The organism is Halopseudomonas aestusnigri (assembly GCF_002197985.1).
GTDB classification, from domain to species: Bacteria; Pseudomonadota; Gammaproteobacteria; order Pseudomonadales; family Pseudomonadaceae; genus Halopseudomonas; species Halopseudomonas aestusnigri.
In genome coordinates this window covers 45,461-69,201 of the sequence record NZ_NBYK01000012.1, presented here as the reverse complement: position 1 = coordinate 69,201, position 23,741 = coordinate 45,461, and the positions used below count along the sequence as shown (strand labels likewise).

Annotated in this window: 26 protein-coding genes; 18 read left to right on the top strand and 8 right to left on the bottom strand. The window is 61.6% G+C overall.

Going from position 1 to position 23,741, the window contains the following annotated elements:
• Positions 1 to 3: 3 nt before the first annotated feature.
• The 3 genes from ctaD to B7O88_RS14615 are packed head-to-tail and all read left to right on the top strand — an operon-like array spanning position 4 to position 3,086.
• Entirely contained in the window at positions 4 to 1,587 is a 1,584-nt protein-coding gene (gene ctaD / locus B7O88_RS14625; RefSeq protein ID WP_088276956.1) for a cytochrome c oxidase subunit I, read from the top strand.
• A 15-nt stretch (positions 1,588 to 1,602) separates the two neighbouring features.
• Entirely contained in the window at positions 1,603 to 2,169 is a 567-nt protein-coding gene (locus B7O88_RS14620) for a cytochrome c oxidase assembly protein (RefSeq protein WP_088276954.1), read from the top strand.
• 29 nt (positions 2,170 to 2,198) lie between these two features.
• Positions 2,199 to 3,086, top strand: a complete 888-nt coding sequence (locus B7O88_RS14615) for a cytochrome c oxidase subunit 3 (RefSeq protein ID WP_088276952.1) — start codon at positions 2,199 to 2,201, stop codon at positions 3,084 to 3,086.
• Positions 3,087 to 3,107: 21 nt separating this feature from the next.
• Here B7O88_RS14615 and B7O88_RS14610 read toward each other — a convergent pair whose 3' ends face one another.
• On the bottom strand, positions 3,108 to 3,320 hold the full coding sequence (locus tag B7O88_RS14610) for a DUF2909 domain-containing protein (RefSeq protein ID WP_088276950.1): 213 nt from the start codon (positions 3,318 to 3,320) through the stop codon (positions 3,108 to 3,110).
• 52 nt (positions 3,321 to 3,372) lie between these two features.
• On the opposite strand from B7O88_RS14610, the gene B7O88_RS14605 reads away from it, so the two are divergent.
• The 5 genes from B7O88_RS14605 to B7O88_RS14585 all read left to right on the top strand — a co-directional run bounded on the left by B7O88_RS14605 (position 3,373) and on the right by B7O88_RS14585 (position 7,362).
• The gene (locus B7O88_RS14605) at positions 3,373 to 4,137 is read left to right on the top strand and encodes an SURF1 family protein (RefSeq protein WP_088276948.1); all 765 of its coding nucleotides are present in this window, start codon (positions 3,373 to 3,375) and stop codon (positions 4,135 to 4,137) included.
• Positions 4,115 to 4,717, top strand: coding sequence for a hypothetical protein (locus tag B7O88_RS14600; protein ID WP_140418588.1), 603 nt, complete (start codon positions 4,115 to 4,117; stop codon positions 4,715 to 4,717). Before B7O88_RS14605 ends, B7O88_RS14600 begins: the two co-directional genes overlap by 23 nt.
• Before the next feature lie 3 nt (positions 4,718 to 4,720).
• A complete protein-coding gene (locus tag B7O88_RS14595) occupies positions 4,721 to 5,767 on the top strand; it encodes a COX15/CtaA family protein (RefSeq protein ID WP_088276944.1) in 1,047 nt (348 codons plus the stop codon).
• 63 nt (positions 5,768 to 5,830) lie between these two features.
• On the top strand, positions 5,831 to 6,736 hold the full coding sequence (cyoE, locus tag B7O88_RS14590) for a heme o synthase (protein WP_088276942.1): 906 nt from the start codon (positions 5,831 to 5,833) through the stop codon (positions 6,734 to 6,736).
• Positions 6,733 to 7,362: an SCO family protein gene (locus B7O88_RS14585; protein ID WP_088277047.1), complete on the top strand. Its 630-nt coding sequence runs from the start codon at positions 6,733 to 6,735 to the stop codon at positions 7,360 to 7,362. Before cyoE ends, B7O88_RS14585 begins: the two co-directional genes overlap by 4 nt.
• A 7-nt stretch (positions 7,363 to 7,369) precedes the next feature.
• On the opposite strand, the gene znuB is transcribed toward B7O88_RS14585, so the two are convergent.
• From znuB to B7O88_RS14570, 3 genes are read right to left on the bottom strand one after another with little or no spacing between them, the layout of a single operon-like run.
• On the bottom strand, positions 7,370 to 8,155 hold the full coding sequence (gene znuB / locus B7O88_RS14580) for a zinc ABC transporter permease subunit ZnuB (RefSeq protein ID WP_088276940.1): 786 nt from the start codon (positions 8,153 to 8,155) through the stop codon (positions 7,370 to 7,372).
• Positions 8,148 to 8,918, bottom strand: coding sequence for a zinc ABC transporter ATP-binding protein ZnuC (znuC, locus tag B7O88_RS14575; protein WP_088276938.1), 771 nt, complete (start codon positions 8,916 to 8,918; stop codon positions 8,148 to 8,150). The genes znuB and znuC overlap by 8 nt, the downstream gene beginning before the upstream one ends.
• Positions 8,915 to 9,409: a Fur family transcriptional regulator gene (locus B7O88_RS14570; RefSeq protein WP_088276936.1), complete on the bottom strand. Its 495-nt coding sequence runs from the start codon at positions 9,407 to 9,409 to the stop codon at positions 8,915 to 8,917. Before B7O88_RS14570 ends, znuC begins: the two co-directional genes overlap by 4 nt.
• 105 nt (positions 9,410 to 9,514) lie before the next feature.
• Between B7O88_RS14570 and B7O88_RS14565 the strand changes: the two genes are divergently transcribed.
• The 3 genes from B7O88_RS14565 to B7O88_RS14555 all read left to right on the top strand — a co-directional run bounded on the left by B7O88_RS14565 (position 9,515) and on the right by B7O88_RS14555 (position 11,576).
• Positions 9,515 to 10,420, top strand: a complete 906-nt coding sequence (locus B7O88_RS14565) for a zinc ABC transporter substrate-binding protein ZnuA (protein WP_088276934.1) — start codon at positions 9,515 to 9,517, stop codon at positions 10,418 to 10,420.
• Positions 10,421 to 10,814: 394 nt separating this feature from the next.
• Positions 10,815 to 11,150: a hypothetical protein gene (locus tag B7O88_RS14560; protein ID WP_088276932.1), complete on the top strand. Its 336-nt coding sequence runs from the start codon at positions 10,815 to 10,817 to the stop codon at positions 11,148 to 11,150.
• A 72-nt stretch (positions 11,151 to 11,222) separates the two neighbouring features.
• A complete protein-coding gene (locus B7O88_RS14555; protein ID WP_088276930.1) occupies positions 11,223 to 11,576 on the top strand; it encodes a DUF4870 family protein in 354 nt (117 codons plus the stop codon).
• Between the two features lie 12 nt (positions 11,577 to 11,588).
• On the opposite strand, the gene B7O88_RS14550 is transcribed toward B7O88_RS14555, so the two are convergent.
• The 3 genes from B7O88_RS14550 to B7O88_RS14540 form a co-directional block, all read right to left on the bottom strand.
• Entirely contained in the window at positions 11,589 to 12,119 is a 531-nt protein-coding gene (locus B7O88_RS14550) for a metal-dependent hydrolase (RefSeq protein ID WP_088276928.1), read from the bottom strand.
• Positions 12,120 to 12,208: 89 nt separating this feature from the next.
• On the bottom strand, positions 12,209 to 13,162 hold the full coding sequence (locus B7O88_RS14545) for a homoserine kinase (RefSeq protein WP_088276926.1): 954 nt from the start codon (positions 13,160 to 13,162) through the stop codon (positions 12,209 to 12,211).
• An 8-nt stretch (positions 13,163 to 13,170) separates the two neighbouring features.
• Positions 13,171 to 13,455 (bottom strand): DUF2782 domain-containing protein, encoded by a 285-nt coding sequence (locus B7O88_RS14540; protein WP_088276924.1) that lies wholly within the window; start codon positions 13,453 to 13,455, stop codon positions 13,171 to 13,173.
• A 72-nt stretch (positions 13,456 to 13,527) separates the two neighbouring features.
• On the opposite strand from B7O88_RS14540, the gene polA reads away from it, so the two are divergent.
• Positions 13,528 to 16,269: a DNA polymerase I gene (gene polA / locus B7O88_RS14535; protein WP_088276922.1), complete on the top strand. Its 2,742-nt coding sequence runs from the start codon at positions 13,528 to 13,530 to the stop codon at positions 16,267 to 16,269.
• Positions 16,270 to 16,615: 346 nt separating this feature from the next.
• Here polA and yihA read toward each other — a convergent pair whose 3' ends face one another.
• Positions 16,616 to 17,266 (bottom strand): ribosome biogenesis GTP-binding protein YihA/YsxC, encoded by a 651-nt coding sequence (yihA, locus tag B7O88_RS14530; protein WP_088276920.1) that lies wholly within the window; start codon positions 17,264 to 17,266, stop codon positions 16,616 to 16,618.
• 323 nt (positions 17,267 to 17,589) lie between these two features.
• On the opposite strand from yihA, the gene B7O88_RS14525 reads away from it, so the two are divergent.
• From B7O88_RS14525 to B7O88_RS14500, 6 genes are all read left to right on the top strand, one after another.
• The gene (locus B7O88_RS14525) at positions 17,590 to 18,198 is read left to right on the top strand and encodes a c-type cytochrome (RefSeq protein ID WP_088276918.1); all 609 of its coding nucleotides are present in this window, start codon (positions 17,590 to 17,592) and stop codon (positions 18,196 to 18,198) included.
• A gap of 162 nt (positions 18,199 to 18,360) precedes the next feature.
• Entirely contained in the window at positions 18,361 to 18,999 is a 639-nt protein-coding gene (locus tag B7O88_RS14520; protein WP_088276916.1) for a thiol:disulfide interchange protein DsbA/DsbL, read from the top strand.
• Between the two features lie 51 nt (positions 19,000 to 19,050).
• On the top strand, positions 19,051 to 19,860 hold the full coding sequence (locus tag B7O88_RS14515; RefSeq protein WP_088277045.1) for an endonuclease/exonuclease/phosphatase family protein: 810 nt from the start codon (positions 19,051 to 19,053) through the stop codon (positions 19,858 to 19,860).
• A 53-nt stretch (positions 19,861 to 19,913) separates the two neighbouring features.
• The gene (locus tag B7O88_RS14510) at positions 19,914 to 21,599 is read left to right on the top strand and encodes a GGDEF domain-containing protein (RefSeq protein ID WP_088276914.1); all 1,686 of its coding nucleotides are present in this window, start codon (positions 19,914 to 19,916) and stop codon (positions 21,597 to 21,599) included.
• Positions 21,596 to 22,480: an N-acetylmuramoyl-L-alanine amidase gene (locus B7O88_RS14505; RefSeq protein ID WP_088276912.1), complete on the top strand. Its 885-nt coding sequence runs from the start codon at positions 21,596 to 21,598 to the stop codon at positions 22,478 to 22,480. The genes B7O88_RS14510 and B7O88_RS14505 overlap by 4 nt, the downstream gene beginning before the upstream one ends.
• A gap of 7 nt (positions 22,481 to 22,487) precedes the next feature.
• Positions 22,488 to 23,717 (top strand): nucleoside recognition domain-containing protein, encoded by a 1,230-nt coding sequence (locus B7O88_RS14500; RefSeq protein ID WP_088276910.1) that lies wholly within the window; start codon positions 22,488 to 22,490, stop codon positions 23,715 to 23,717.
• Positions 23,718 to 23,741: the final 24 nt, after the last annotated feature.

Here is a 23,741-nt window from a genome sequence, read left to right as displayed (position 1 = left end):
GCCATGAGTGCTGTGATCGATACCCATCACCACGACCATGCCCACGGTCCGGCCAAGGGCCTGATGCGCTGGGTGCTGACGACCAACCACAAGGACATCGGCTCGATGTACCTGTGGTTCAGCTTCGCCATGTTCCTGCTCGGCGGCTCGATGGCCATGGTCATTCGTGCCGAACTGTTCCAGCCGGGCCTGCAGCTGGTGCAGCCCGAGTACTTCAACCAGATGACCACCACCCACGGCCTGATCATGGTGTTCGGTGCAGTCATGCCGGCCTTTGTCGGCCTGGCCAACTGGATGATTCCGCTGATGATCGGCGCGCCGGACATGGCGCTGCCACGAATGAACAACTTCAGCTTCTGGCTGCTGCCGATGGCCTTCGGGCTGCTGGTCTCGACACTGTTCATGGAGGGAGGCGGCCCGAACTTCGGCTGGACCTTCTATGCACCGCTGTCGACGACCTATGCGCCGCCCAGCGTCACCTTCTTCATCTTCGCCATTCACCTGGCGGGCATCAGCTCGATCATGGGCGCGATCAACATCATCGCCACCATCCTCAACCTGCGCGCACCCGGCATGACGCTGATGAAGATGCCGCTGTTCGTCTGGACCTGGCTGATTACCGCCTTTCTGCTGATCGCCGTCATGCCGGTGCTGGCCGGCGTGGTAACCATGATGCTGATGGACATCCATTTCGGCACCAGTTTCTTCAATGCCGCCGGCGGCGGTGATCCGGTGATGTTCCAGCACATTTTCTGGTTCTTCGGTCACCCCGAGGTCTACATCATGATCCTGCCGGCGTTCGGTGCGGTCAGCCAGATCATTCCGGCCTTCAGCCGCAAGCCGCTGTTTGGCTACACCTCCATGGTCTACGCCACCGCGGCCATCGCCTTCCTGTCGTTCATCGTCTGGGCGCACCACATGTTTACCGTCGGCATCCCGATTACCGGGGAGCTGTTCTTCATGTACGCGACCATGCTGATCGCGGTGCCCACCGGGGTGAAGGTATTCAACTGGGTCAGCACCATGTTCCGGGGGGCGCTGACCTTCGAAGCGCCGATGCTGTTCGCCGTGGCCTTTGTCATCCTGTTTACCATCGGCGGGTTCTCCGGTCTGATGCTGGCCATTGCACCGGCCGACTTCCAATATCACGATACCTACTTTGTGGTCGCGCACTTCCACTATGTGCTGGTGCCCGGCGCCATCTTCGGCATCTTCGCCTCGGCTTACTACTGGCTGCCCAAGTGGACCGGCCACATGTACGACGAAACACTGGCCAAGACCCATTTCTGGATGAGCTTCATCGGCATGAACCTGGCGTTCTTCCCGATGCATTTTGTCGGGCTGGCTGGCATGCCGCGGCGTATTCCCGACTACAACGTGATGTTCGCCAACTTCAACATGATCTCCTCGGTTGGCGCCTTCATGTTCGGGGTGACCCAGCTGCTGTTCCTGTTCATCGTCATCAAATGCATCAAGGGCGGAACGAAGGCGGCGGCCAACCCCTGGGAAGGTGCAGAAGGGTTGGAGTGGACGGTGCCGTCGCCGGCGCCCTATCACACCTTCACCACCCCCCCCGAGGTGAAATGACCGGAGGCGCTGGCCATGAGCGAGCAGCAATCCAACAAACCGGTAGTAACGCGTCTGGTTCTGACCGTGATCGGCATGTTTGCCTTCGGTTTTCTGATGGTGCCGCTGTATGACGTGATGTGCGATGCCCTGGGCATCAATGGCAAGACCAGCGGCACAGCCTATCGGCAGGACGTCGAGCACATCGACGAGAGCCGCACCCTGCGGGTGCAGTTCGTCGCTACCCGGGCGCAGGGCATGGCATGGGACTTCAACCCGGACGCAGAGCAACTCAGTCTGCATCCAGGCGAAACCCGCGAGATGCTGTTTTATGCCCACAACCCGACTGACCGGCCGATGGTGGCGCAAGCCATTCCCAGCGTCTCGCCAGCCAAGGCCGCCGCTTTCTTTCACAAGACCGAATGCTTCTGTTTTACCCAGCAGGTGTTGCAACCAGGGGAGAGCGTGGAGATGCCGGTGCGTTTCATTGTCGACCCGGCACTGCCGACCGATGTGAAACACCTGACGTTGGCCTACACCCTGTTTGATGTATCGGAGCGGATGCCTGACAAGCTGGCGAACGCGTCAGCCCAGGCTCACTGAACATGATTGCCGGATAAGGAGAACAACAGATGGCCAATCACGAAACCTATTACGTTCCGGCCCAAAGCAAATGGCCGATCATTGCCTCGGTCGCCCTGCTGCTGACGGTGTTTGGCGCCGGCAGCATGATGAATGGCGATGCCGCCGGCGCCGGCAGCAGCCTCGGCAGATGGATCTTCTTTGCCGGTGCATTGATGATCGCCTACATGATGTTCGGCTGGTTCAGCAACGTGGTGAAGGAAAGCCGCGAGGGGCTCTACAGTCCGCAGATGGACCGTTCCTTCCGTATGGGCATGGGCTGGTTCATCTTTTCCGAGGTGATGTTCTTCGCCGCGTTCTTCGGCGCACTCTTTTATGTGCGTACCTTCGCCGGACCGTGGCTCGGTGGTGAGGGCGACAAGGGCGTGACCAACATGCTCTGGCCCGAGTTCGTCTATCAATGGCCGCTGATGGTCAACCCTGATCCCGGAGCCTTCCCCGGCCCTAAAGAGGTGATCAGCGCCTGGCAGCTGCCACTGATCAACACCATCCTGCTGATTTCTTCCAGTGTCACCGTCACCTTCGCTCACCATGCGCTGAGAGCCGACAAGCGGGGCGCCACCAAGGCCTGGCTTGGCCTGACCGTGGCACTGGGCACCGTGTTTCTGATTCTGCAGGCGCTGGAATACCAGCACGCCTACCACGACCTTGGGCTGACCCTGAACTCCGGCATCTACGGTGCCACCTTCTTCATGCTGACCGGCTTCCACGGCGCTCACGTGACCATGGGTACGCTTATTTTGGCGATCATGCTGATCCGCATCACCAAGGGTCACTTCACGCCGCAACAGCACTTTGGCTTCGAAGCGGCCAGCTGGTACTGGCACTTCGTTGATGTGGTCTGGGTCGGCCTGTTCATCTTCGTCTACATTTTCTAACCCATGCGGCCGGGGGCGTTTTCAATGCAGCCAGGGCGTATTCCAGACCAGGTTGCCGGACCAGAAGCCCCAGGCGATCAGGCCCATCAGCAGGATCGTCAGGCTGATGCGTACGCTCAGGGCGGTTACCAGCCGCCCGCGACCATCCGTGTCCTTCATCAGAAAAAACAGCCCGCTGAACAGGCTGATCACAATCAGCGCCAGCAGCATCACAATGGTCAGTTTGAGCCACATGGGCGTCCCCTTCTTGTTGTTATGTTGGGCTCAAGTATAGCGAGGGCGCACCATGCTGCTTGCTGAACGAGTCGCGCGCAGCCACCGCTTTGCGCCTGGCTGGCCGCTGTGGGTGTTCACGCTGACTCTGCTGCCGGTACTGCTCGCGCTTGGCACCTGGCAGCTACAGCGCGCGGCGGAAAAGCAGCAGATGCAGGCGTCGATTGACGCACTGCATCAAACCCCGGCGATGCCACTCTCTGCGTTCGCGCAAACGCAGCCGTCTGACTGGCAACCGCTGATTCTGCGCGGGCAGCTGGAGGCTCGGCACATATGGCTGCTCGACAATCGCACCCGCGACGGCCGAGCCGGAGTAGAAGTGTTGCAGGCCTTTCAGGACACCAGTGGCCAATGGTTGCTGGTTAACCGCGGCTGGCTGCCCTGGCCGGACCGCCGTCAGGCGCCGCAGATCGAGACGCCGTCGGGAGAACTGCAGCTGCTGGCAGAGAAACTGCCAGACAGCGGCACCGGCTGGCGCCCGGGCAGCCGGCGCTGCGAGGCTGGCACTGCCAACTGCGTGGTAGCTCAGCTTGACCTGGCAGCCTTACGCCTGCAGTCCGGCATTGCACTGCAGGACTGGAGCGTCCGTTTGACTGGGGCGGGTTCAGCGGCAGCACTGCAACTCGACTGGCCAGCGCTGCCGATGAGCGCAAGCCGACATACCGGGTATGCCGTCCAGTGGTTCAGCCTCGCTGCGGCGCTGATTGCTTTGTTTATCTGGGCCGGTTTCCGGCCCGACCATCGGGGGAATAATAATGATGAGCCTGACCGAGCCTGACCGGACCCGGCAACGCCCACGCGGCCAGCTAAAGCTGCTCGCCGTCATCGGTGTCGTGGTCGTACCCATTCTGATCGCCGCGCTGATGGCGCACTTCGGCATCGGTGTGCCGCAGGCACATTCAAACAAATCCGCCCTGGTCGAGCCGGCCATTCAGGTCAGCGACTGGCAACTGGCGCTGGAGCCAATCGGCTATGGAGCACCCTGGCGGCTGCTGGTTACCCACACCGGCGCCTGCGAACGCGAATGTATGGCGCTGATCCACGAAGCCCGGCAGATCAATGTGGCTGTCGGCCGCGAAGCGGACCGCGTCGAGCATGTCCTGGCCTCGCCGGTCGCCCTGCGCGACGATGAACTGGCCCGGCTGGAAACCGAATTTCCGCGCCTGCAGCGTACACGCTTCGACAGCAATGCCTATCTTCGCAGCCTGCAGACCCAGCCAGACAGCTGGCTGATCGGCCCGCAGCTCTGGCTGGTCGACCCACTCGGCCGTGTGGTGCTGCATCACAGTGCCGGTCAGCCCGGCAAAGACCTGCTTGATGACCTCAAGCGTCTGCTGAAACTCTCGAAGGTGGGCTGAGCCATGCGCAAACCTGGCTACAACTTGGCACTGGCAGGGCTGCTGCTGTGCTTTATCGTCGTCATCCTTGGCGCTTACACCCGGCTGGTACACGCCGGACTCGGCTGCCCGGACTGGCCAGGCTGCTACGGCTTTCTGACCGTACCGCAAAGCGATCATGCGCTGGAAACGGCGCAGCTGCGCTTCCCGGACGACCCGGTCGAAGCCTTCAAGGCCTGGGCGGAGATGATCCACCGCTACGCAGCCGGCACCCTCGGCTTGCTGATTCTGGGCCTGGCCGTGATTGGTATCCGACAGCGCCGCGACCCCGGCTACCCGACCGGCCTGTGTGTCGGGCTGCTTGCCCTTGTCGTCTGCCAGGCACTGTTCGGCATGTGGACCGTGACCCTCAAGCTCTGGCCGCAGGTCGTCACCGCCCATTTGCTGGGCGGCTTCGCCACCCTGAGCCTGCTGTTGCTGCTGGTACTGCGCCTGTCGGGCCGGCTACCGGCACTCCATCCCACCCGCTCGCTCACCAGACTGCGCCTGCTGGCGCGCTTTGCACTCGCGGTGGTCATCCTGCAAATCATGCTCGGCGGCTGGACCAGCACCAACTATGCCGCGGTGGCCTGCATCGACCTGCCGACCTGCCACGGGGAATGGTGGCCGGAGATGGACTTCCACACCGGCTTCAACCTGCTGCATCAGGAGATCGGCCCGAACTACCTGGGCGGCATGCTGGAAGGCCCGGGGCGGACAGCGATCCATTTTACCCACCGCCTTGGCGCATTGATCACCACGTTCGTTGTGCTGCTGCTCGGCTGGCAACTCTGGCGCGCGCGCCTGCACGGTCTGGCGCTGCTGCTGTGCCTGGCACTGACTGCCCAGGTCGGCCTGGGCATCACCAACGTACTGGCAGCGCTGCCGTTGGCGGTGGCTGTCGCGCATAACGGCATGGCAGCACTCCTGCTGCTGTGCACCCTGGCCGTCAACTATCGCGTACGTGCGCCGGCAGCGGTGCGGGTCCGACTGGAGGCACGACCACGCCGTTCACTGGCGAGTCACGCCTGAGGCATCCATACTCCAGACACAACAACACAGGTGCGCAGCACGCACCGACAGGGGGAACAGACCATGGCGAGCCTCTCTCAAGCGGTGCCGGTCCGAGCTGGCTGGCGCGACTATCTGGAGCTGACCAAGCCGAAGGTAGTGGCTTTGATGATCATCACCTCGGCCATCGGCATGCTGCTGGCCAGCGAGCAGGCGGTACCCTGGAGTATCCTGCTGCTGGGCAATCTGGGCATTGCCCTGTGCGCCGGGTCGGCAGCGGCGATCAACCATGTGGTCGACCGCCGGATTGACATTCATATGGCCCGCACCCAGCGGCGCCCAATGGCGCAAGGCCGGGTCGAGCCGCTGAACGCGGTGCTGTTCGCCATCCTGCTCGGCAGCGCCGGACTGGCGGTCCTGCTGTCATGGACCAACACGCTCACGGCGCTGCTGACACTGGCGTCGCTCCTCGGCTATGCACTGATTTACACGGCCTTTCTCAAGCGCGCAACGCCGCAGAACATCGTTATTGGCGGCGTCGCCGGAGCCGCACCGCCGCTGCTTGGCTGGACCGCGGTCACCGGACAGATTCAGGCCGAGGGGCTACTGCTGGTACTGATCATCTTTGCCTGGACACCCCCGCACTTCTGGGCGCTGGCCATCCACCGCAAGGCAGAATACGCCAAGGTCGACATCCCGATGCTGCCGGTTACCCATGGCGAGCACTACACCAAGCTGCATATTCTGCTGTATACCTTTATCCTGCTCGCTGTGAGCCTGTTGCCGTTCGTGATCCACATGAGCGGCCCGCTCTATCTGGTGGCCGCGGTGGCGCTGGGCCTGCGCTTTATCGACTGGGCTGTCGCCCTGCTGCGTGACAGCCGTCCGCACGCGGCCATCAAGACCTTCAAGTATTCACTGTGGTACCTGCTGTGGCTGTTTGTAGCCCTGTTGCTGGACCACTATATCGAGGTGGCTGGATGGCTTTGACCGGGGTACAGAAAACCGTACTGGTATGTGTGGCCAGCATTGCGCTGGTAGTGGGAGCAGTCGTCAACAAGGTGATGCAACCGGCGCCGCTGGATCGCACAGCGCTGCAGGAGGCGGGCATCTACCTGTTCGACAGCCCCCGCCCCATACCCGATGTCAGCCTGCGATCCGCAACAGACCAGCCCTGGGGACGGGATAACCTGACCGGCCAGTGGGATTTGCTGTTCTTTGGCTATACCTTCTGTCCGGACATCTGCCCGACCACGCTGGCCGAATTGCGCCAATTGATGCAGAAACTGCCCGAGGCCACTCGCAGCCAATTGCAGGTCACCTTTGTCAGCGTTGATCCCAACCGCGACACACCAGAACAGATCACGACCTATCTGAACTTCTTCAGTGCCGGCTTCGCTGGTGCAACCGGCGAGTCCGAGCAACTGGCAACACTGGCCAAGGCCCTGTCGATTGCCTATATCGAACCAGACACCAGCAGCGAAAATTACCTGGTCGATCACAGCGGCCAGGTCGTCATCGTCGACCCGAACGGCCGCTATGTCGGCTTTATCCGCCCGCCACTGAACACTGAAAAGCTGGCCCAGTGGCTACCTCGGATCATCGGCGCCGAATAGAATCCGCTCAGGCGCGGCGAGGAATCGCCAGCGCCAGCATGAACATGCCAGCCGCGCAGACCACAATGGAAGGGCCTGCCGGGGTATCCAGCTGCCAGGACAACGCCAGCCCACCGAGTACCGCCAGCATGCCCAGCACACTGGCACCCAGCGCCATCTGCTCCGGTGTTCGGGCATGACGCTGGGCCGCCGCTGGCGGAATAATCAGCAACGAGGTGATCAGCAGTACGCCCACCACCTTCATCGCCACCGCAATGACGATGGCGATCAGCAACATCAAGGCGAGCCGAATCGCCGTTACCGGCAAGCCTTCTACCCGTGCCAGCTCCTCGTGAACGGTAATCGACAGCAGGCTGCGCCAGAGCATGCTCATCAGCACCAGCACGATCAGCAGCCCGCCGAGCATCCAGGCCAGGTCCGTCGCCGTGATCGCCAGAAGGTCTCCGAACAGGTAGGCCATGAGGTCGACCCGCACGTTTTCGGTCAGCGCCAGCACCACCAGTCCGAGTGACAGGGTACTGTGCGCGAGAATCCCCAGCAGGGTGTCGCTGGCGAGCCACTCCTTGTGCTGCAACGCCACCAGCAGTACCGCGATCAGAACGCAGCCCACCGTCACCGCCAGCGTCAGGTTAATGTCCAGCAACATGCCGAGCGCCACACCCAGCAGCGCCGAGTGCGAAAGCGTATCGCCGAAATAGGCCATCCGCCGCCAGACCACAAAGGAACCCAACGGACCGGCTACCAGCGCCAGCGCCAAACCGGCCAACAGCGCGTAAACAAGAAAATCAGGCATGCTTGCAGTCAGGTCCGTGGCTGTGTTCGTGGGGTACGACTTCGCCGTGCAGGTCATGGGCGTGGTCGTGATGGTGGTTGTAGACCGCCAGCGCACTGGCCTGCTCGCCAAACATGGCAACAAACGCCGGATCCAGGCTGACCTGCTCGGGATGGCCCGAGCAGCAGACGTGACGATTGAGGCATACCACCGTGTTGGTGGTGGCCATGACCAGATGCAGATCATGGGAGACCATCAGCACGCCGCAACCGTAACGGTCACGCAGCCGGGTAATGAGTTGATACAGTTCGATCTGACCGTTAACGTCCACACCCTGTACCGGCTCATCCAGCACCAGCAGGTCAGGCTGGCGCAGCAATGCCCGCGCCAGCAGGATGCGCTGCAGCTCGCCACCGGATACCTGCTGCAACGGCCGTGCGATCAGGTGCTCGGCGCCGACTTCGGCCAGCGCCGCCTCGACTGCCGGGCGCCTGGTACCGGGCACCAGCAGCAGAAAACGCAGTACCGTCAGTGGCAGCGACGGATCGATCTGCAGCTTCTGCGGCATATAGCCGATGCGCAGGCGCGGCTGGCGCCAGACCTTGCCGCCACTCGCCTTGAGCAGGCCGAGTACAATCCGTACCAGGCTGGTCTTGCCGGCACCATTGGGACCGATCAGCGTGACAATCTCGCCGCGCCTGACACTCAGGTTCACGCCCTCCAGCACGTCGGTTGCATTCAGGCGCAGACTGACGTTGCCGAGAGACAGCAGCTCGTCGCTCATGCTGCCGCCTGACACTGGGCACACAGCCCGCTGATTTCGACCGTTTCGCTGCTGACAGAAAAGCCGTGGGTTGTGGCAGCTGCCGCGATGGCATCACTGATCCCGGCTTCCTCCAGTTCAATGGCAATATGGCAGTTAAGGCAGATCAGAAAATGGCCCTGATGGCGGTGCTCCGGACTCGGGCAGCCGATGAAGGCATTGAGCGAGGCAATGCGATGCACCAGCCCCTGCTCCTGCAGAAAGTCCAGCGCCCGGTAAACCGTCGGCGGCGCCGCACGGCGACCATCGTCGCGTGACAGGGTTTCCAGAATATCGTAAGCACCCAGGGGCTTATGGCTTTGCCAAACCAGCTCAAGCACACGCTTGCGCAAGGCGGTGAAACGCACGCCGTCACGGGCGCACACCTGTTCGGCTGCACTCAGAGCATGACTGACACAATGCGCGTGGTTGTGCGGCTGCTGCGGATCGGGAAGGGTAGTGGAGTCGCTCATGCTGACGCCTCGCTGGCTGCGTACCGCAGTCGAATGACAAGCGGGACTTTTCAGAGGTCAATGACCTGTTATCATATAACAACTCTGCTTCCCGAGGTATTCCCCATGTCGATCCGCTCCCTGCTGGCCCTGGCAGCCGGCCTGCTGCTGTCTTTTCCGTCAATGGCAGACAGCCGCATTATGACCAGCATCAAGCCAATCCAGCAGATCACCGCCGCTCTGCTCGACGGTATCGACGAGCCCGCAGTACTGCTGCCACCGGGCGTATCGCCACACGCCTTCGCACTCAGACCTTCCGATCGCCGTGCCCTTGCCGAGGCGGAGCGTATTTACTGGATAGGCCCCGACCTTGAGCGCTTCCTCGACAGCCTGCTGCACGACAATGCCCGGGCCCGCGAACTGATGGCGGTTGCCAGCCTCACCCTGCGCGAATTCGACGAGGAGCACGCCGAACACGCCGACGAGCACCACGATCACGATCACGACGCCGGCAGCCTTGATCCGCACATCTGGCTGTCACCCGATAACGCCCTGACGCTGGCACGCTGGATGAAGACCGACCTGGCACCGCTCTACCCGGAACAGGAAGCTCGTCTGGACGCCAACCTGCATCGCTTCGAGCAACAGCTCAGTACTCTGCAGGCGCAGCTGCGCACGCGCTTCGCCCCGCTCAAGAACAAGCCCTACTTCGTCTTCCACGACGGTTACGGCTATCTGGAGGAATACCTCGGCATCGAACACCGCGGCGTATTCAGCCTGGCCCACGAGATCCAGCCGGGCGCACGGCACGTCAACGACCTACGTGAAGACCTGCGCAGCGCGGGCCGCGCCTGCGTGTTCAGCGAACCCCAATTCACCCCGCGGCTGATCGCCAGCCTGACCGAAGGCCTGCCGGTCGAAACCGCCCAGCTTGATCCTCTGGGCGCCGACATTGCAGTTGGTGCGGACGGCTATGTCACATTACTGACCAACCTCACCGACAACCTGGCCGGCTGCCTGACGAAACTCTGAGCTCTGGCGCCGCTTCGAAACAAACCGAACGCCATGCCCTGACGCGGCGTTCGGCCCATGCGCAAGCAAAAGGCAATTTGCTGACGCCAATTTGTAGACCTGCAATATCAAAATGCCTTAACCTTGCCGACAGACTTGCTGACAAATTCGGCACAGAGGCTGCCAGCGCCTGCGACTCGCATCGATGTCACGTGCCAAACGCTATGAAATTAACGCTCTACCCGGAGCAAGATGATAAGGACATCAGATGCGATTTCAGCCGCCCCTGAAAGTTGCCGGTATCGCCATCGCCGCTGACCTGCTCCCCCCCTGCTCACGCACATACCTGATCGGGGCAACCGTCCTGAACAACCGGTCACACTGGTTCCCGCCCGTCACGTTAAGAAAAATCTGCATGCTCACCACTACCAAACGTCTTTTTCTGGCGGTCAGCGTCATCACCCTGACCGCATGCTCCGGCGGGCCCTCGGAGGGCGATATCCAGGCCATGATGGAAAAGGAACTGGAGCAGACCAACAGCGCTGTCACCAGCATGGTTGGCGCGGACATGGCAAACGCCATGCGCACCGAAATCCACGACGTAACGCTGCATGGCTGCGATGAGTTGCGCGACGACGTTTACCGCTGCGATGTAGAGGTTGACCTTACCGCGCCCCTCGTTGGTCGCAATGTTCAGCGCTCCAGCATCACCCTGGCAGAAACAGACGCTGGCTGGACCGTAACCCGCTGATCGCAGTACCAGAAACCGCGATCGGCAAACACGCAGTAAACATCAACAACAGCAGGCAACAAGGAAGCACGCATGACAGACACTACTGTACCCAATACCAACAGCGACACCGGCTCCGCCAAACTGGTTTACATTCTGTATCTCGTCGGCCTGGTAATCGGTATTACCGGCATCATTGGCGTGGTCCTGGCCTACGTCAACAAGGACGGCGCACCGGACTGGCTCAAGAGCCATTACCAGTTCCAGATCCGTACTTTCTGGATCGGTGCGCTGTACCTGTTCATCGGCGCCATCCTGTCTGTCGTTGTGATCGGCTGGCTGGTCCTGCTGTTCTGGATGGTATGGCTGATTGTGCGCTGCATCAAAGGCATGAAAGCGCTGGACAGCCAACAGGCGCACCCGAACCCGACAGGCTGGATGTTCTGATTCAGCAACGTCTCAGGGCCCAGCAATGGGCCCGCTTGCCGACGGCATCCAGCGCCGCCTGCTACGCCAGCGCCACAACGCCCATCCCCAGATTGCCAGCTCGACCAGAAATACCCAGTGGATGACAAAGTTCAGCCACCAGGGTTTGTAGCGGGCGGTGACGGTGACCAGCGAGTAACGCTGGTCAACAAAGGGTGCCAGCCACCAGATGTCGCCCGCCAGGGTATCAAGCAGCACATGCAGCATTCCGCCCAGGCTGAAGGCCAGTAGCAACCAGCCACCCGCCGCACGTCGTCGCCACCGCGTCCAAAGCAGCGCAACAGCCAAAAGACAGAACCACAGCAACGGCCAGTGGCTGGGATAGCGATGGTGGTGCTTCATGCCCATATCCACGAAGTGGAAATAGAACATATCGAGGTCGGGCGCGATACCACCCAGCACGCCGGCCGCAAGCAGCCAGGATGCCTTTGCAGGCACTCGCCGTAACCGATCCAGCAGATAGCTGGAGAGCACGTAGCCGGACGGCAGGTGGGCGGTCAGCATGCAGCAGACACTCCGCAACAGGGTTAAGAGGCAGTAGACACTACTGCGCTATGACCCCGCGACTGCTGCGCGGTTCACCCGAGCGGCGGCTAGAGCGCAAGCGGCAAGCCGATATCCACCTGCTGATGCCGCAGCAGCAGCTGCAGAAAGTGCTCCGGATCCTTGACCAGCACGCCGGGCTGCCCGGCATGCTGGTCCGCAGCGATATGTCGCGACAGCCAGAAGCGCAGCGCAGCCAGCCGCAACATGTCCGGCCAGCACTCCTGTTCGGCCGGGGTAAAGCGTCGCTGGGAGGCATAGCCCGCCAGCAGATTGCGGGTGAGGCGTGGTTCCAGCGCACCGGCACCGTCCAGACACCAGTCATTCACCGCGATGGCCACGTCATAGAGTGCCCAGCCGCTGGCGGCGTTGTAGAAATCGATCACTCCGCTCAGGTGATGGCCGTCAAACATGACGTTGTCACGGAACAAGTCGGCATGCAGCACCGCACGGGGCAGATCGGGCGACTGCTGCCGCCAGGCAACGATCCGATCCAGCAGCGCCTGCAACAGGCTCTCCAGGTCGGCAGACTGCCGGGCAGACAGCCGTGGAAGTTGATCCTGCATCCATGCCAGCCCGCGCTCACTGGTTCGTTCCAGCGAGCTGGCGGCCGTGGCTGCATGCATCTGTGCCAGCCAGCGTCCGACCGCCTCGCAATGCGCCGCATCCGGCCGCTCGACATGCCGACCGGCCAGCCGTGGCTGCAGCATGGCGGGTTTACCGTTCAACTGATGCAATGCCACGCCCTGCCGATCAGTGACCGCGTAGGGCACCGACAGCTCGGCCCGGTGCAAGCAGTCGAGCAATTCGACGATAAACGGCAGGCCTTGCGGATCGCCACGCTCGACCAGGGTAAGCACAAACTCGCCGCCGGTGCAGCTGACGAAAAAGTTGCTGTTCTCGCTGCCGCCCTCGATGCCCTGAACGTCGATCAGCCGACCGACCTCAAACCCGTCAAGAAAGGCATCCAGTTGCTCGCGACTGACCGGCGTAAAAACCGACATGCCTCAGCTCACCACTCGAAGATTTTCCACGACGGAATACGCAGGCCATTGGGCTGGTCGGAACGCACGTAGTTGCCGTCCTCATCCACCGCCACCAGGTAATAGGGCGCGCCGGTTTTCGGCGTTACCTTGATGGCATAGAGAAAGCCGTTGACCCGGTATTCCTCGACCGTGCGATCACCTTCCTGACGGATGGTGACCTCGGGTTCGGTGGGAACTGCGTCCTGCGCCATGACCGAAACACTGCCCAACATCAGGAACGCGGCCAATCCAAAGCCAAGTTTGCGAATCATGATAGTCTTGTCCTTTGCATGAATGATGCACTCATTCTAGCCCCATTGGCCTTCGAAATGTTGACCTGACGCATGACAGACACTACCCCCCTCGTTCTTGTGGACGGCTCCTCCTACCTGTACCGCGCCTTCCATGCCCTGCCGCCGCTGACCACCAGCAAGGGCCAGCCCACCGGCGCGGTAAAGGGCGTTCTGAACATGCTCAAGAGTTTGCGCAAGCAGTACCCGAAAAGCCCCTTTGCCGTGGTTTTCGACGCCAAGGGCCCGACTTTCCGCGACCATATGTTCGAGCAGTACAAGTCGCACCGCCCACCGATGCCCGATGAACTGCGCGCCCAGATCGAGCCACTGCACGCGGCGGTGCGCGCGCTGGGTCTGCCCCTGCTATGCGTTGAAGGCGTCGAAGCGGACGACGTGATCGGCACCCTGGCCAGGCAGAGCGCCGACGCCGGCCGGGAGGTCGTGATCTCCACCGGCGACAAGGACATGGCCCAACTGGTCGATGAGCACATCACGCTGGTCAACACCATGACCAATACGGTGATGGATATTCAGGGCGTACACGACAAGTTCGGCATCGGGCCGGGGCTGATCATCGACTACCTGGCGCTGATGGGCGACAAGGTCGACAACATCCCCGGTGTGCCCGGCGTCGGCGAAAAAACCGCGCTCGGCCTGCTGACCGGTGTCGGCGGCGGCCTGGACGTCATCTACAACAGTCTCGACAAGGTGCCCGAACTGCCGATTCGCGGCGCCAAGAAGCTGCCCGAGAAGCTGCAGGAACACAAGGAGATGGCCTACCTCTCCTATCAGTTGGCAACGATCAAACTGGACGTTGAGCTGGAGGTAAAGGTCGATGCCCTGATGCCGGGCGAAGTTGACCGCGATGCGTTGATCGCGTTGTACCGCGAGATGGAGTTCAAGACCTGGCTGGACGATCTGTTGCGCGAAGCCAAGGCTGACCCGAGTGCCGATGGCACTGACGGCGCCAACGCGGAAACCGAGAAACGCTACGAGATCATCACCGAACAGGCCGATTTCGATCGCTGGCTCGACAAGCTCAAGAACGCCGAGCTGTTCGCCTTTGACACCGAAACCACCAGCATTGACGCCCAGCGCGCCGAACTGGTCGGTGTATCGCTGGCGGTCGAAGCCAACGAAGCCGCCTATATCCCGGTCGCCCACAGCTATATGGGCGTCCCCGATCAGCTCGACCGCAACGCCGTACTGGCGGCACTCAAGCCCTATCTGGAAGATCCGACCAAGGCCAAGGTCGCGCAGCACGCCAAGTACGACATCAATGTGCTGGCCCATTACGATATCTGCGTGCAGGGCGTCGCCTTCGATACCATGCTCGAATCCTATGTGCTCGATGCCACCGCTACCCGACACGACATGGACAGCCTGTCGCTCAAGTATCTGGGCCAGAGCACCATCAAGTTCGAAGACATCGCCGGCAAGGGCAGCAAGCAACTGACCTTCGACCAGATCGCTTTGGAACAGGCCGGCCCCTACGCCGCCGAAGACGCCGACGTGACCCTGCGCCTGCACCAGGCCCTGTGGGCCAAACTGCAGCCACAGCCATCGCTGGCCAAGGTCCTGCAGGAAATCGAAATGCCGCTGATGCCGGTACTGGCCGGCATCGAACGCAACGGTGCCCTGGTCGATGCCAAACTGCTCGGCGAACAGAGCATCGAGTTGGGCGAGAAAATGGTCGCGCTGGAGCGTCAGGCATTCGAGCTGGCGGGCGAGGAGTTCAACCTCGGCTCACCCAAGCAACTGGGCGCCATTCTGTATGAAAAGCAGGGCCTGCCGGTGCTGTCGAAAACCGCCAAGGGCCAGCCATCGACCGCCGAGGCGGTGCTGGCAGAGCTGGCCGAGCAAGGCTTCGAGCTGCCGCAGGTGATCATGCAGTATCGCAGCGTCAGCAAACTCAAGAGCACCTACACCGACCGCCTGCCGGAGCAGATCAACCCGCGTACCGGGCGCATACACACCTCCTATCATCAGGCGGTGGCGGCAACCGGGCGCCTGTCGTCCTCTGATCCGAACCTGCAGAACATCCCGATCCGCACCGCCGAAGGCCGCCGCATTCGCCAAGCCTTTATCGCGCCAAAGGGCTACAAACTGCTGGCGGCGGACTACTCGCAGATCGAGCTGCGGATCATGGCGCATCTGGCGCAAGATGCCGGTCTGCTGGACGCCTTCCGCCATGATCTTGATGTGCACCGCGCAACCGCTGCTGAGGTATTCGGCGTGGACCTGGATGAGGTCACCACCGACCAGCGCCGCAGCGCCAAGGCCATCAACTTCGGCCTGATCTACGGCATGAGTGCCTTTGGTCTGGCCAAACAGATCGGTGTCGATCGCAAGCAGGCGCAGGCTTACATTGACCGCTACTTCACCCGCTACCCGGGCGTGCTGAGCTATATGGAACGCACCCGCGAGCAGGCCAGCGAGCAGGGCTACGTCGAAACCCTGTTCGGTCGCCGCCTGTACCTGCCGGAAATTCATGCCAAGAACCAAGCCATGCGCAAGGCTGCCGAGCGCACCGCGATCAACGCACCGATGCAGGGCACCGCTGCCGATATCATCAAGCGCGCCATGATCAAAGTCGCCCAATGGCTTGACGACAGCGCGCTGGACGCCCGTGTGATCATGCAGGTCCACGACGAACTGGTGCTGGAAGTGCGCGAAGACCAGATTGAGGCCGTCAGCCAGGGACTCAAGGAGCGCATGGGCCAGGCCGCAGACCTGGACGTGCCGCTGGTGGTCGAGGTCGGTGTGGGCAACAACTGGGACGAAGCGCACTGAAGGCCGCCCTTTGGGCCGAACCGCCAGCTTCAAGCTTCAAGCCAAACCCTATCACCCACCACCGAGTGGCTTGCGGCTTGCGGCTTGCGGCTGAAAACGGCAGCGCCTAAGCGCTGCCGTTTTCATAACCAACCCATCTAAAACTTTTTTTGAACTTATCCCGAACCTGCCCGGTCAGAGCTTATGAACGGCTTGAGAGCCATTCATGCTCCTTAGATGTGATTTAGTGTTGGCAGAAAAACCGGGCACTCCCTTTCCTAGCACAGCCCGGTTAGTTGAACCCCGAGCCTCCCTCCCCATAGAAGCTCGGGGTTTTTTTTACGTTTTTTTTGCCAACTCCGGAGACTCAGGACTCCGGCTCTTCCAGCCCAGCCTCTGCCTCCGGCGGGAACAGCCAGCCAGCCAGCACCTCATGCGCCTGCTCAACCCCTTGGCGCTTGGGTGATGAAAACAGCTGCACTGTGGCATCGGAACGCAGCTCCTTGCGCATTCTCGCCTGCACCTTGAGCAGCTCGTTCTTGGCCGCACCATAGGCGAGCTTGTCCGCCTTGCTCAACAGTACATGGGCCGGGATACCACTCTTGCGAGCCCATTCCAGCATCATGCAATCGAAATCCGACAGCGGATGACGCAGATCCATGACCAGCACCAGGCCCGCCAGACTGTGACGGCCGGTGAGATAGGCGTCCAGATGCTGCTGCCAATGCGCCTTCAATTCCAGCGGCACCTTGGCGTAGCCGTAACCGGGCAGATCCACCAGCCGTCGCTCGTCATCCAGCCGAAAGAAGTTGATCAGCTGCGTGCGTCCGGGGGTTTTGGAGGTGCGCGCCAGTCGGGCGTGGGTCAGCGTATTGAGCGCGCTGGACTTGCCGGCGTTGGAGCGTCCGGCAAAGGCCACTTCCAGACCGATGTCAGGCGGGCACTGGGTAACCAGACTGGCGCTTTTGATAAAGGTGGCCTGCTGGCAGAGAGAAACAAGTGGAGTACTCGAGGACATGGGATTTCCGTTTGGGCCGACATACCAAAGCCGGGCACTGATGACATTCACGTTTGCGGCAGGCTTAGTATATAATGCCGCGGTTATGGGAAGCACTTACCAATTGACCCGCGCCCAGGCGCAAGTTGATGGTCGGTCAGCCCGAGAACCCAGAAGCGCCGCAGGTGCGACCCGGGGTGCGGCATTTCAGCCATTGCACCCTGCGCAGCGCGCCGCTAGCATGGGGCAAACAATCACGGCTGCCTGCCCTTGATAACGCGGTCATTAAGGCCGGACTGCAGGCACTGCCAACCGTTTTCTTTTAGCCGTTATTGGATTAGCCGATGAATAAATTACTCGTTAGTCTGGCGTTGACCCTGGGCGTCGCCACTGGTGCGCACGCTGTTGAGGGCAATGCTGAAGCTGGCCAGGCCAAGGCTGCCGTTTGCGGCGCCTGCCACGGAGCAGACGGCAACAGCGCTGCACCGAACTTCCCGAAACTGGCCGGTCAGGGCGAGCGCTACCTGCTCAAGCAGATCACCGACATCAAGGAAGGCCGTCGCAACGTCATCGAGATGACCGGCATTCTTGACGGCATGAGCGAACAGGACATGGCTGATCTGGCGGCCTATTACGCCTCCCAGACCGGCACCCTCGGGGTTGCTGATCCGGCGCTGGCAGCCCGCGGCGAAGAAATCTTCCGTGGCGGCAACCTGGAAACCGGCCTGCCTGCGTGCACCGGCTGCCACTCCCCGACCGGTCAGGGTAACGCTCCGGCAGCCTACCCGCACCTGGCTGGCCAGCACGCGGCGTACACTGCCAAACAGCTGACCGACTTCCGCGAAGGCAACCGTACCAACGACGGCGACAGCATGATCATGCGCACCGTTGCCAGCCGCCTCAGCAACAAGGATATCGAGGCTGTTGCCAGCTATATCCAGGGCCTGCGTTAAGCGCGCGCACTGTTGCAATGAAAAGGGGTAGCCATCGGCTACCCCTTTTTGCATGCGCGTTTCACTACGGTAATACCGCGCCACAGTTACGTCTGGTAATCGCGGAATCTTTACTCTACTGTCGGGTCTGAAACCTGTCACTACCCCGTTATGGAGAACTACATGCGTGCGTTTTTCAGCGTTGCCCTGATCTGGCTGCTCGGCAGCCTTGCCCTGGTCCAGGCCCAGGAAACCACCTATCAGGAAGGCGTGCATTACGTGGTCCTGCCTACTCCGGCACCGACCCAGGATCCTGAAAAGATCGAAATTGCCGAGCTGTTCTGGTACGGCTGCCCCCACTGCTACGCTTTCCAGCCAACCATTGAGGAGTGGTCCAAGACCCTGCCGGAAGACGTCAACTTCCGCCCGGTACCTGCCATGTTCGGCGGCCAGTGGAACACCCACGGACAGCTGTTCTACACCCTAGAAAGTCTGGGCAAGCTGGAAGAAACCCACGATGCAGTGTTCAACGCGCTCCACCGCGAGAAGAAACAGCTGCAAACTACCGACGAGATGATCGAGTTCCTCGCTCCCTACGGCATTACAGGCGAGCAGTTCGAGCGCGCATGGTCTTCGTTCGGCGTTAAGAGTCGCATTGAACAGGCTGGTCGTCTGGCCCGCGACTACCGTGCTACCGGCGTTCCCTGCCTGATCGTCAATGGCAAGTACCGCATCGAAGGCAAGATGGCCGGTACCTTCGAAAACATGCTGAAAATTGCCGAGTACCTGGTCGAGCAGGAGCGCCAGGCCAAGCAGGGCTAAATCATGCTGTCAGTCGGCAACATCAGCTCGACCCGCACCACCCGGGGCCATATGGCGCCGGGTGAGCTGCGGATCAACAGCCAGTGCCAGACAGAGCAGCGCCCACTCCCGGAAATACTCCGCCTGTTGAGCTTCAACATTCAGGTCGGCATCAACACCCAGAAGTATCATCACTATCTGACCCGCAGCTGGCAGCATCTGCTGCCCAGCGCCAGCCGTCAGCACCAGTTGGGCAAGGTCGCACAGCTGCTCAACGAGTTTGACCTTGTTGCTCTGCAGGAGGTCGACGGCGGAAGCCTGCGCTCAGGCTTCGTCAATCAGGTTGAGCATCTGGCCAGGGAAAGCGGTTTCCCTTACTGGTACCAGCAATTGAACCGCAATCTTGGCCGCTTCGCCCAGCACTCCAACGGGCTCCTGAGCCGCTATGCGCCGGACCTGCTGGAAGACCACAAGCTGCCGGGCATTCTGCCGGGCCGCGGCGCCATCCTGACCCAGTTCGGCCAGGGTGAGGAGTCATTGCTGGTGGTCATGATGCATCTGGCACTGAGCACCAAGGGCCGCGCCAACCAGCTCGCCTACGTGCGCGAACGCATCGCCGACCACCGCCACGTCGTCCTGATGGGCGACATGAACACCCACGCCGAAGATCTGCTGCAGCACTCGCCACTGAAAGGGGCTGACCTCCAGGCGCCCGACCTGCCCGGCACCTATCCCAGCTGGAAGCCGGCGCGTGTACTTGACCACATTCTCGTCAGCCCCAGCCTCAGCGTTGAGCAGGTTGATGTGCTGCCACATGCCATTTCCGACCACCTGCCGGTCGCCATGCATATCAAATTGCCTTCCCCCCTATGTAAAGGCTAGTCAGAACATTTGCATCACCTATAATCTCTGAGACACCAATCCTTGGAGCACCCATGCCGGATATCCACCCTATCGCCGAAGGCTCTTCCCTGACTGTTGAGCCCGGCGAGCAGACGGAACTGCTCAAGCGAGGGTTGGTTCGCGTCAGTATTGCCGCATCAGGCATCGACCCCCTGCTGGACAAGCGCCTGAACGAGTTGCGTCGAGCCCTGCGGGCGGATGCACCACCCAGCATGCTGGCCGATCTGCTGCCCAAGCTGGAACATGCGGTACTCACCGCTGACCAGAAACGTCAGGAGCGCGCCAGCAATATCGCCAAAAGCCTGCAGATCATCATCGAACAACTGCAGGACAGCGAACCGCCGAAGGACGCAGCCAAGGCACTGCGCACGCTCGGTCGCCGCCTGACTGATCTGGGTGAGCTGCCACGCCAGCTCGACAGCATTCTTGGAGACCTTCAGCAGTTGCAGGGCGAGATCCTCCAGTCCGAGCCGGAAGCAGAAACCGCCGGCCTGTGGGGGCGTCTGTTCGGTCGCGGTGAACGCCGCGCTGACAATGAACCCAGCCAGGCGGACCCTATGCCCGAGGCGAGCGAACAACTCGCGCATCACGAAGATGATCAGGCCGGGCCTGTCGAACCAGCGCAACCGGCCATCACAGGTGTGATCAGCGGAGAACAGCAGAGCTTCTCCCAGGTCGCCGCCCATATCGAGTCTATCCTGCTGAGCCTGCTTAACGAGCTGCAGGTGATGGAAGCCCAGCAGACCATTCGCGACCGCCTGCGTGAGCAGGTCAGCCGCGGGCTCAACTGGTATGAACTGGCTGCGCTGCTCGACAGCCTGACCGGCTTGATACTGGGTGCCCAGCAGAGTCGCCAGGCAGAGTTCGAAGGCTATCTGCAGCAGTTGAACCAGCGCCTTAGCCAGTTCCAGGGCAATCTTGAAGAAGCGCACACCAACTACAACGGCTCACTTGAGGCGGAACGGGAGCTGGCCGGCGATATTCGCAACCAGGTCGCCGACCTCAATGAGAACGTGCGCGACGCAGACGATTTGAGCTCACTCAAGGCCAATGTGGAGTTGCGACTCAACTCCCTGCTGAAAAACATCGACCGCGCCCGTGAACTGCGCGAGGAACGTGACAACAAGGTTTCGCAACAGCTCACCACCATGGTCGAGCGCATTCAGGTGATGGAGGTAGAAGCGCAGACCTTCCGCCGCCACCTGGAGGAGCAGCGCCGCCAGGCCATGATCGACAGCCTGACCGGGCTGGCCAATCGCGCCGGGCTGCAGCGCCGCATGGAAGAGGAACACGAGCGCTGGCAACGCTATGGCGGCCGCTTGCTGCTGGTGGTGCTGGACGTGGATCACTTCAAGTCGATCAACGACCGTTTCGGTCATCTGGCCGGCGACAAGGTATTGCGACTGATTGCCCAGCAACTCTCGCGGCGACTGCGCAAGACCGACTTCATCGGCCGCTTTGGTGGTGAGGAGTTTGTCATCCTGATGCCGGGCGTCACGCCCGAGCAGGGAGCCACCGCACTGGAAGAGCTGCGCAACGGGATTGAACACGCCCCGTTCCACTTCAAGAACGAACCGGTGCCGGTGACCATCTCCATCGGTTTCACCGAGTTCCGCGAAGGCGACACTCTGGACAGCACCTTCGAGCGCGCAGACCGAGCCATGTACCAGGCCAAGGAAGCCGGCCGCAACCGGATAGTCGCCGCCGATTCACCATGAGCCATGCCCTGCGCCTTACCCTGCTGTTCTTCTGCGCGGCGCTGCTCAACGCCTGCAGCCCGGCACTCATTATTGATGACCGCTATCAGGCTCGCAGCCAGGACAGTCGCAGCCAATATATCGTCCTGCACTACACCTCGTCTGGGTTCGAGCGCTCGCTGCATACCCTGACCGAGCAGGACGTCAGCAGCCACTATCTGATCAGCGACCATGATCCGGTTATCTACCGGCTGGTCGACGAGAACCGTCGGGCGTGGCACGCAGGAGAAAGCAGCTGGCGCGGCAGAACCTGGCTCAACAGCAGCTCGATCGGCATTGAGTTGGTGCACCCGGGCTATATCGACCAGGCAAGCTGTCGCCAGTGGCCGCCCTGGGATCCGCGTCAGATTGAGGCGCTGATTCGACTGCTGCGCGACATCCAGCAACGCCACGGCATTACCCCGGAGAATGTGCTCGGACACAGTGATATCGCTCCCCAGCGCAAGGTCGATCCGGGGCCGCTTTTCCCCTGGCAGCAACTGATCGACGCCGGCCTCGCGGTCGGCCCAGACCCTCAGCGTCAACGCGTCATGCAGCACTGGCTGGGCGGGCGTATACCGGCTATCAGCTGGTTCCAGACCGCCCTGCACGACTGGGGCTATGAGGTTCCGTTGCATGGCGAACTGGATGAGGCAACCCGCAACGTGGTTGCGGCGTTCCAGATGCGTTTTCGCCCCGCCCGCTTCGACGGCATACCCGACAGCGAAACCGCTGCCATTCTGGCCGCGCTGGTACCGGGCCAGGCCAGCATCCTGCTGAACCAGTCGACGCCACAGTGGTTCGACCCGAACGCCAACAGCCTGCCTCCGCGCCTGCCCCCCTGCAGCGCCAGCGGGGACTGACAGGCCCATGCTCAACTGGATCTGGCTTGGTTTTTTCCTCAGTGCCTTCGCCGCCGCGCTCTGGCAATGGCTGGGGCTGGGTGACGCCGAGGTATTCAGCCGGCTGGTCGCCGCACTGTTCGATATGGCCCGCCTCAGCGTCGAGATCGTTCTGGTGCTGGTCGGCACCATGACCCTGTGGCTGGGCTTTTTGCAGATTGCCGAACGCGCTGGCCTGATTGCCGTCATGGCGCGCCTGCTTGATCCACTGTTCCGCCGACTGATGCCCGAGGTGCCCAGCGGGCATCCCGCCCTCGGTCATATCACCATGAACTTTGCCGCCAACGTGCTGGGGCTGGACAACGCCGCCACCCCCATCGGCCTCAAGGCCATGCACGCTCTGCAAAGCCTGAATCCCAGCAAGGATACGGCGAGCAACGCGCAGATCCTGTTCATGGTGCTGAACACCTCATCACTCACCCTGCTGCCAGTCACCATCTTTATGTACCGCGCCCAGCAGGGCGCCAGCGATCCGACCGAAGTATTTCTGCCGATTCTGCTGGCAACCAGCGCCTCCAGCCTGGTTGGCCTGCTCAGCGTTGCCCTGATACAGCGGCTGAAACTCTGGGACCCTGTGGTGCTGGCCTATCTGGCCGCCGGAGCAGCAGCACTCGGGTTGCTGCTGGCGGTTCTGGCCGGATTGTCGGCTGAAGCACTGGCCGCTACCTCGACCCTGGTGGGCAATCTCACCCTGTTCGGCATCGTCATCGCCTTTTTGCTGATTGCAGCGCTGCGCAAGGTCAACGTGTACGACAGCTTTATCGAGGGGGCCAAGCAGGGTTTCGAGGTCTCCATCTCGCTGCTGCCATTTCTGGTCGCCATGCTGGTCGCCGTTGGCGTATTGCGTGCCAGCGGCGTGCTCGACGCACTGCTCGATGGTATCCGCTGGCTGGTAGAGGGGCTTGGCTGGGACACTCGCTTTATCGACGCACTGCCCACCGCGTTCATCAAGCCACTCTCGGGCAGCGGTTCACGCGCGATGATGATCGAGACCATGAATACCTTCGGAGTCGACAGCTTCGCAGCCCAATTGGCCGCGACCTTCCAGGGCAGCACTGAGACTACGTTCTATGTGCTGGCGGTCTACTTTGGCGCGGTCGGCATCAGCCGCGTGCGCCACGCCCTCGGCTGCGCCCTGCTGGCCGACCTCGCCGGCATGCTTACCGCCATTGGGGTGTGTTATTGGTTTTTTGGCTAGAATCAGATGCAAGGCGGATGGCCG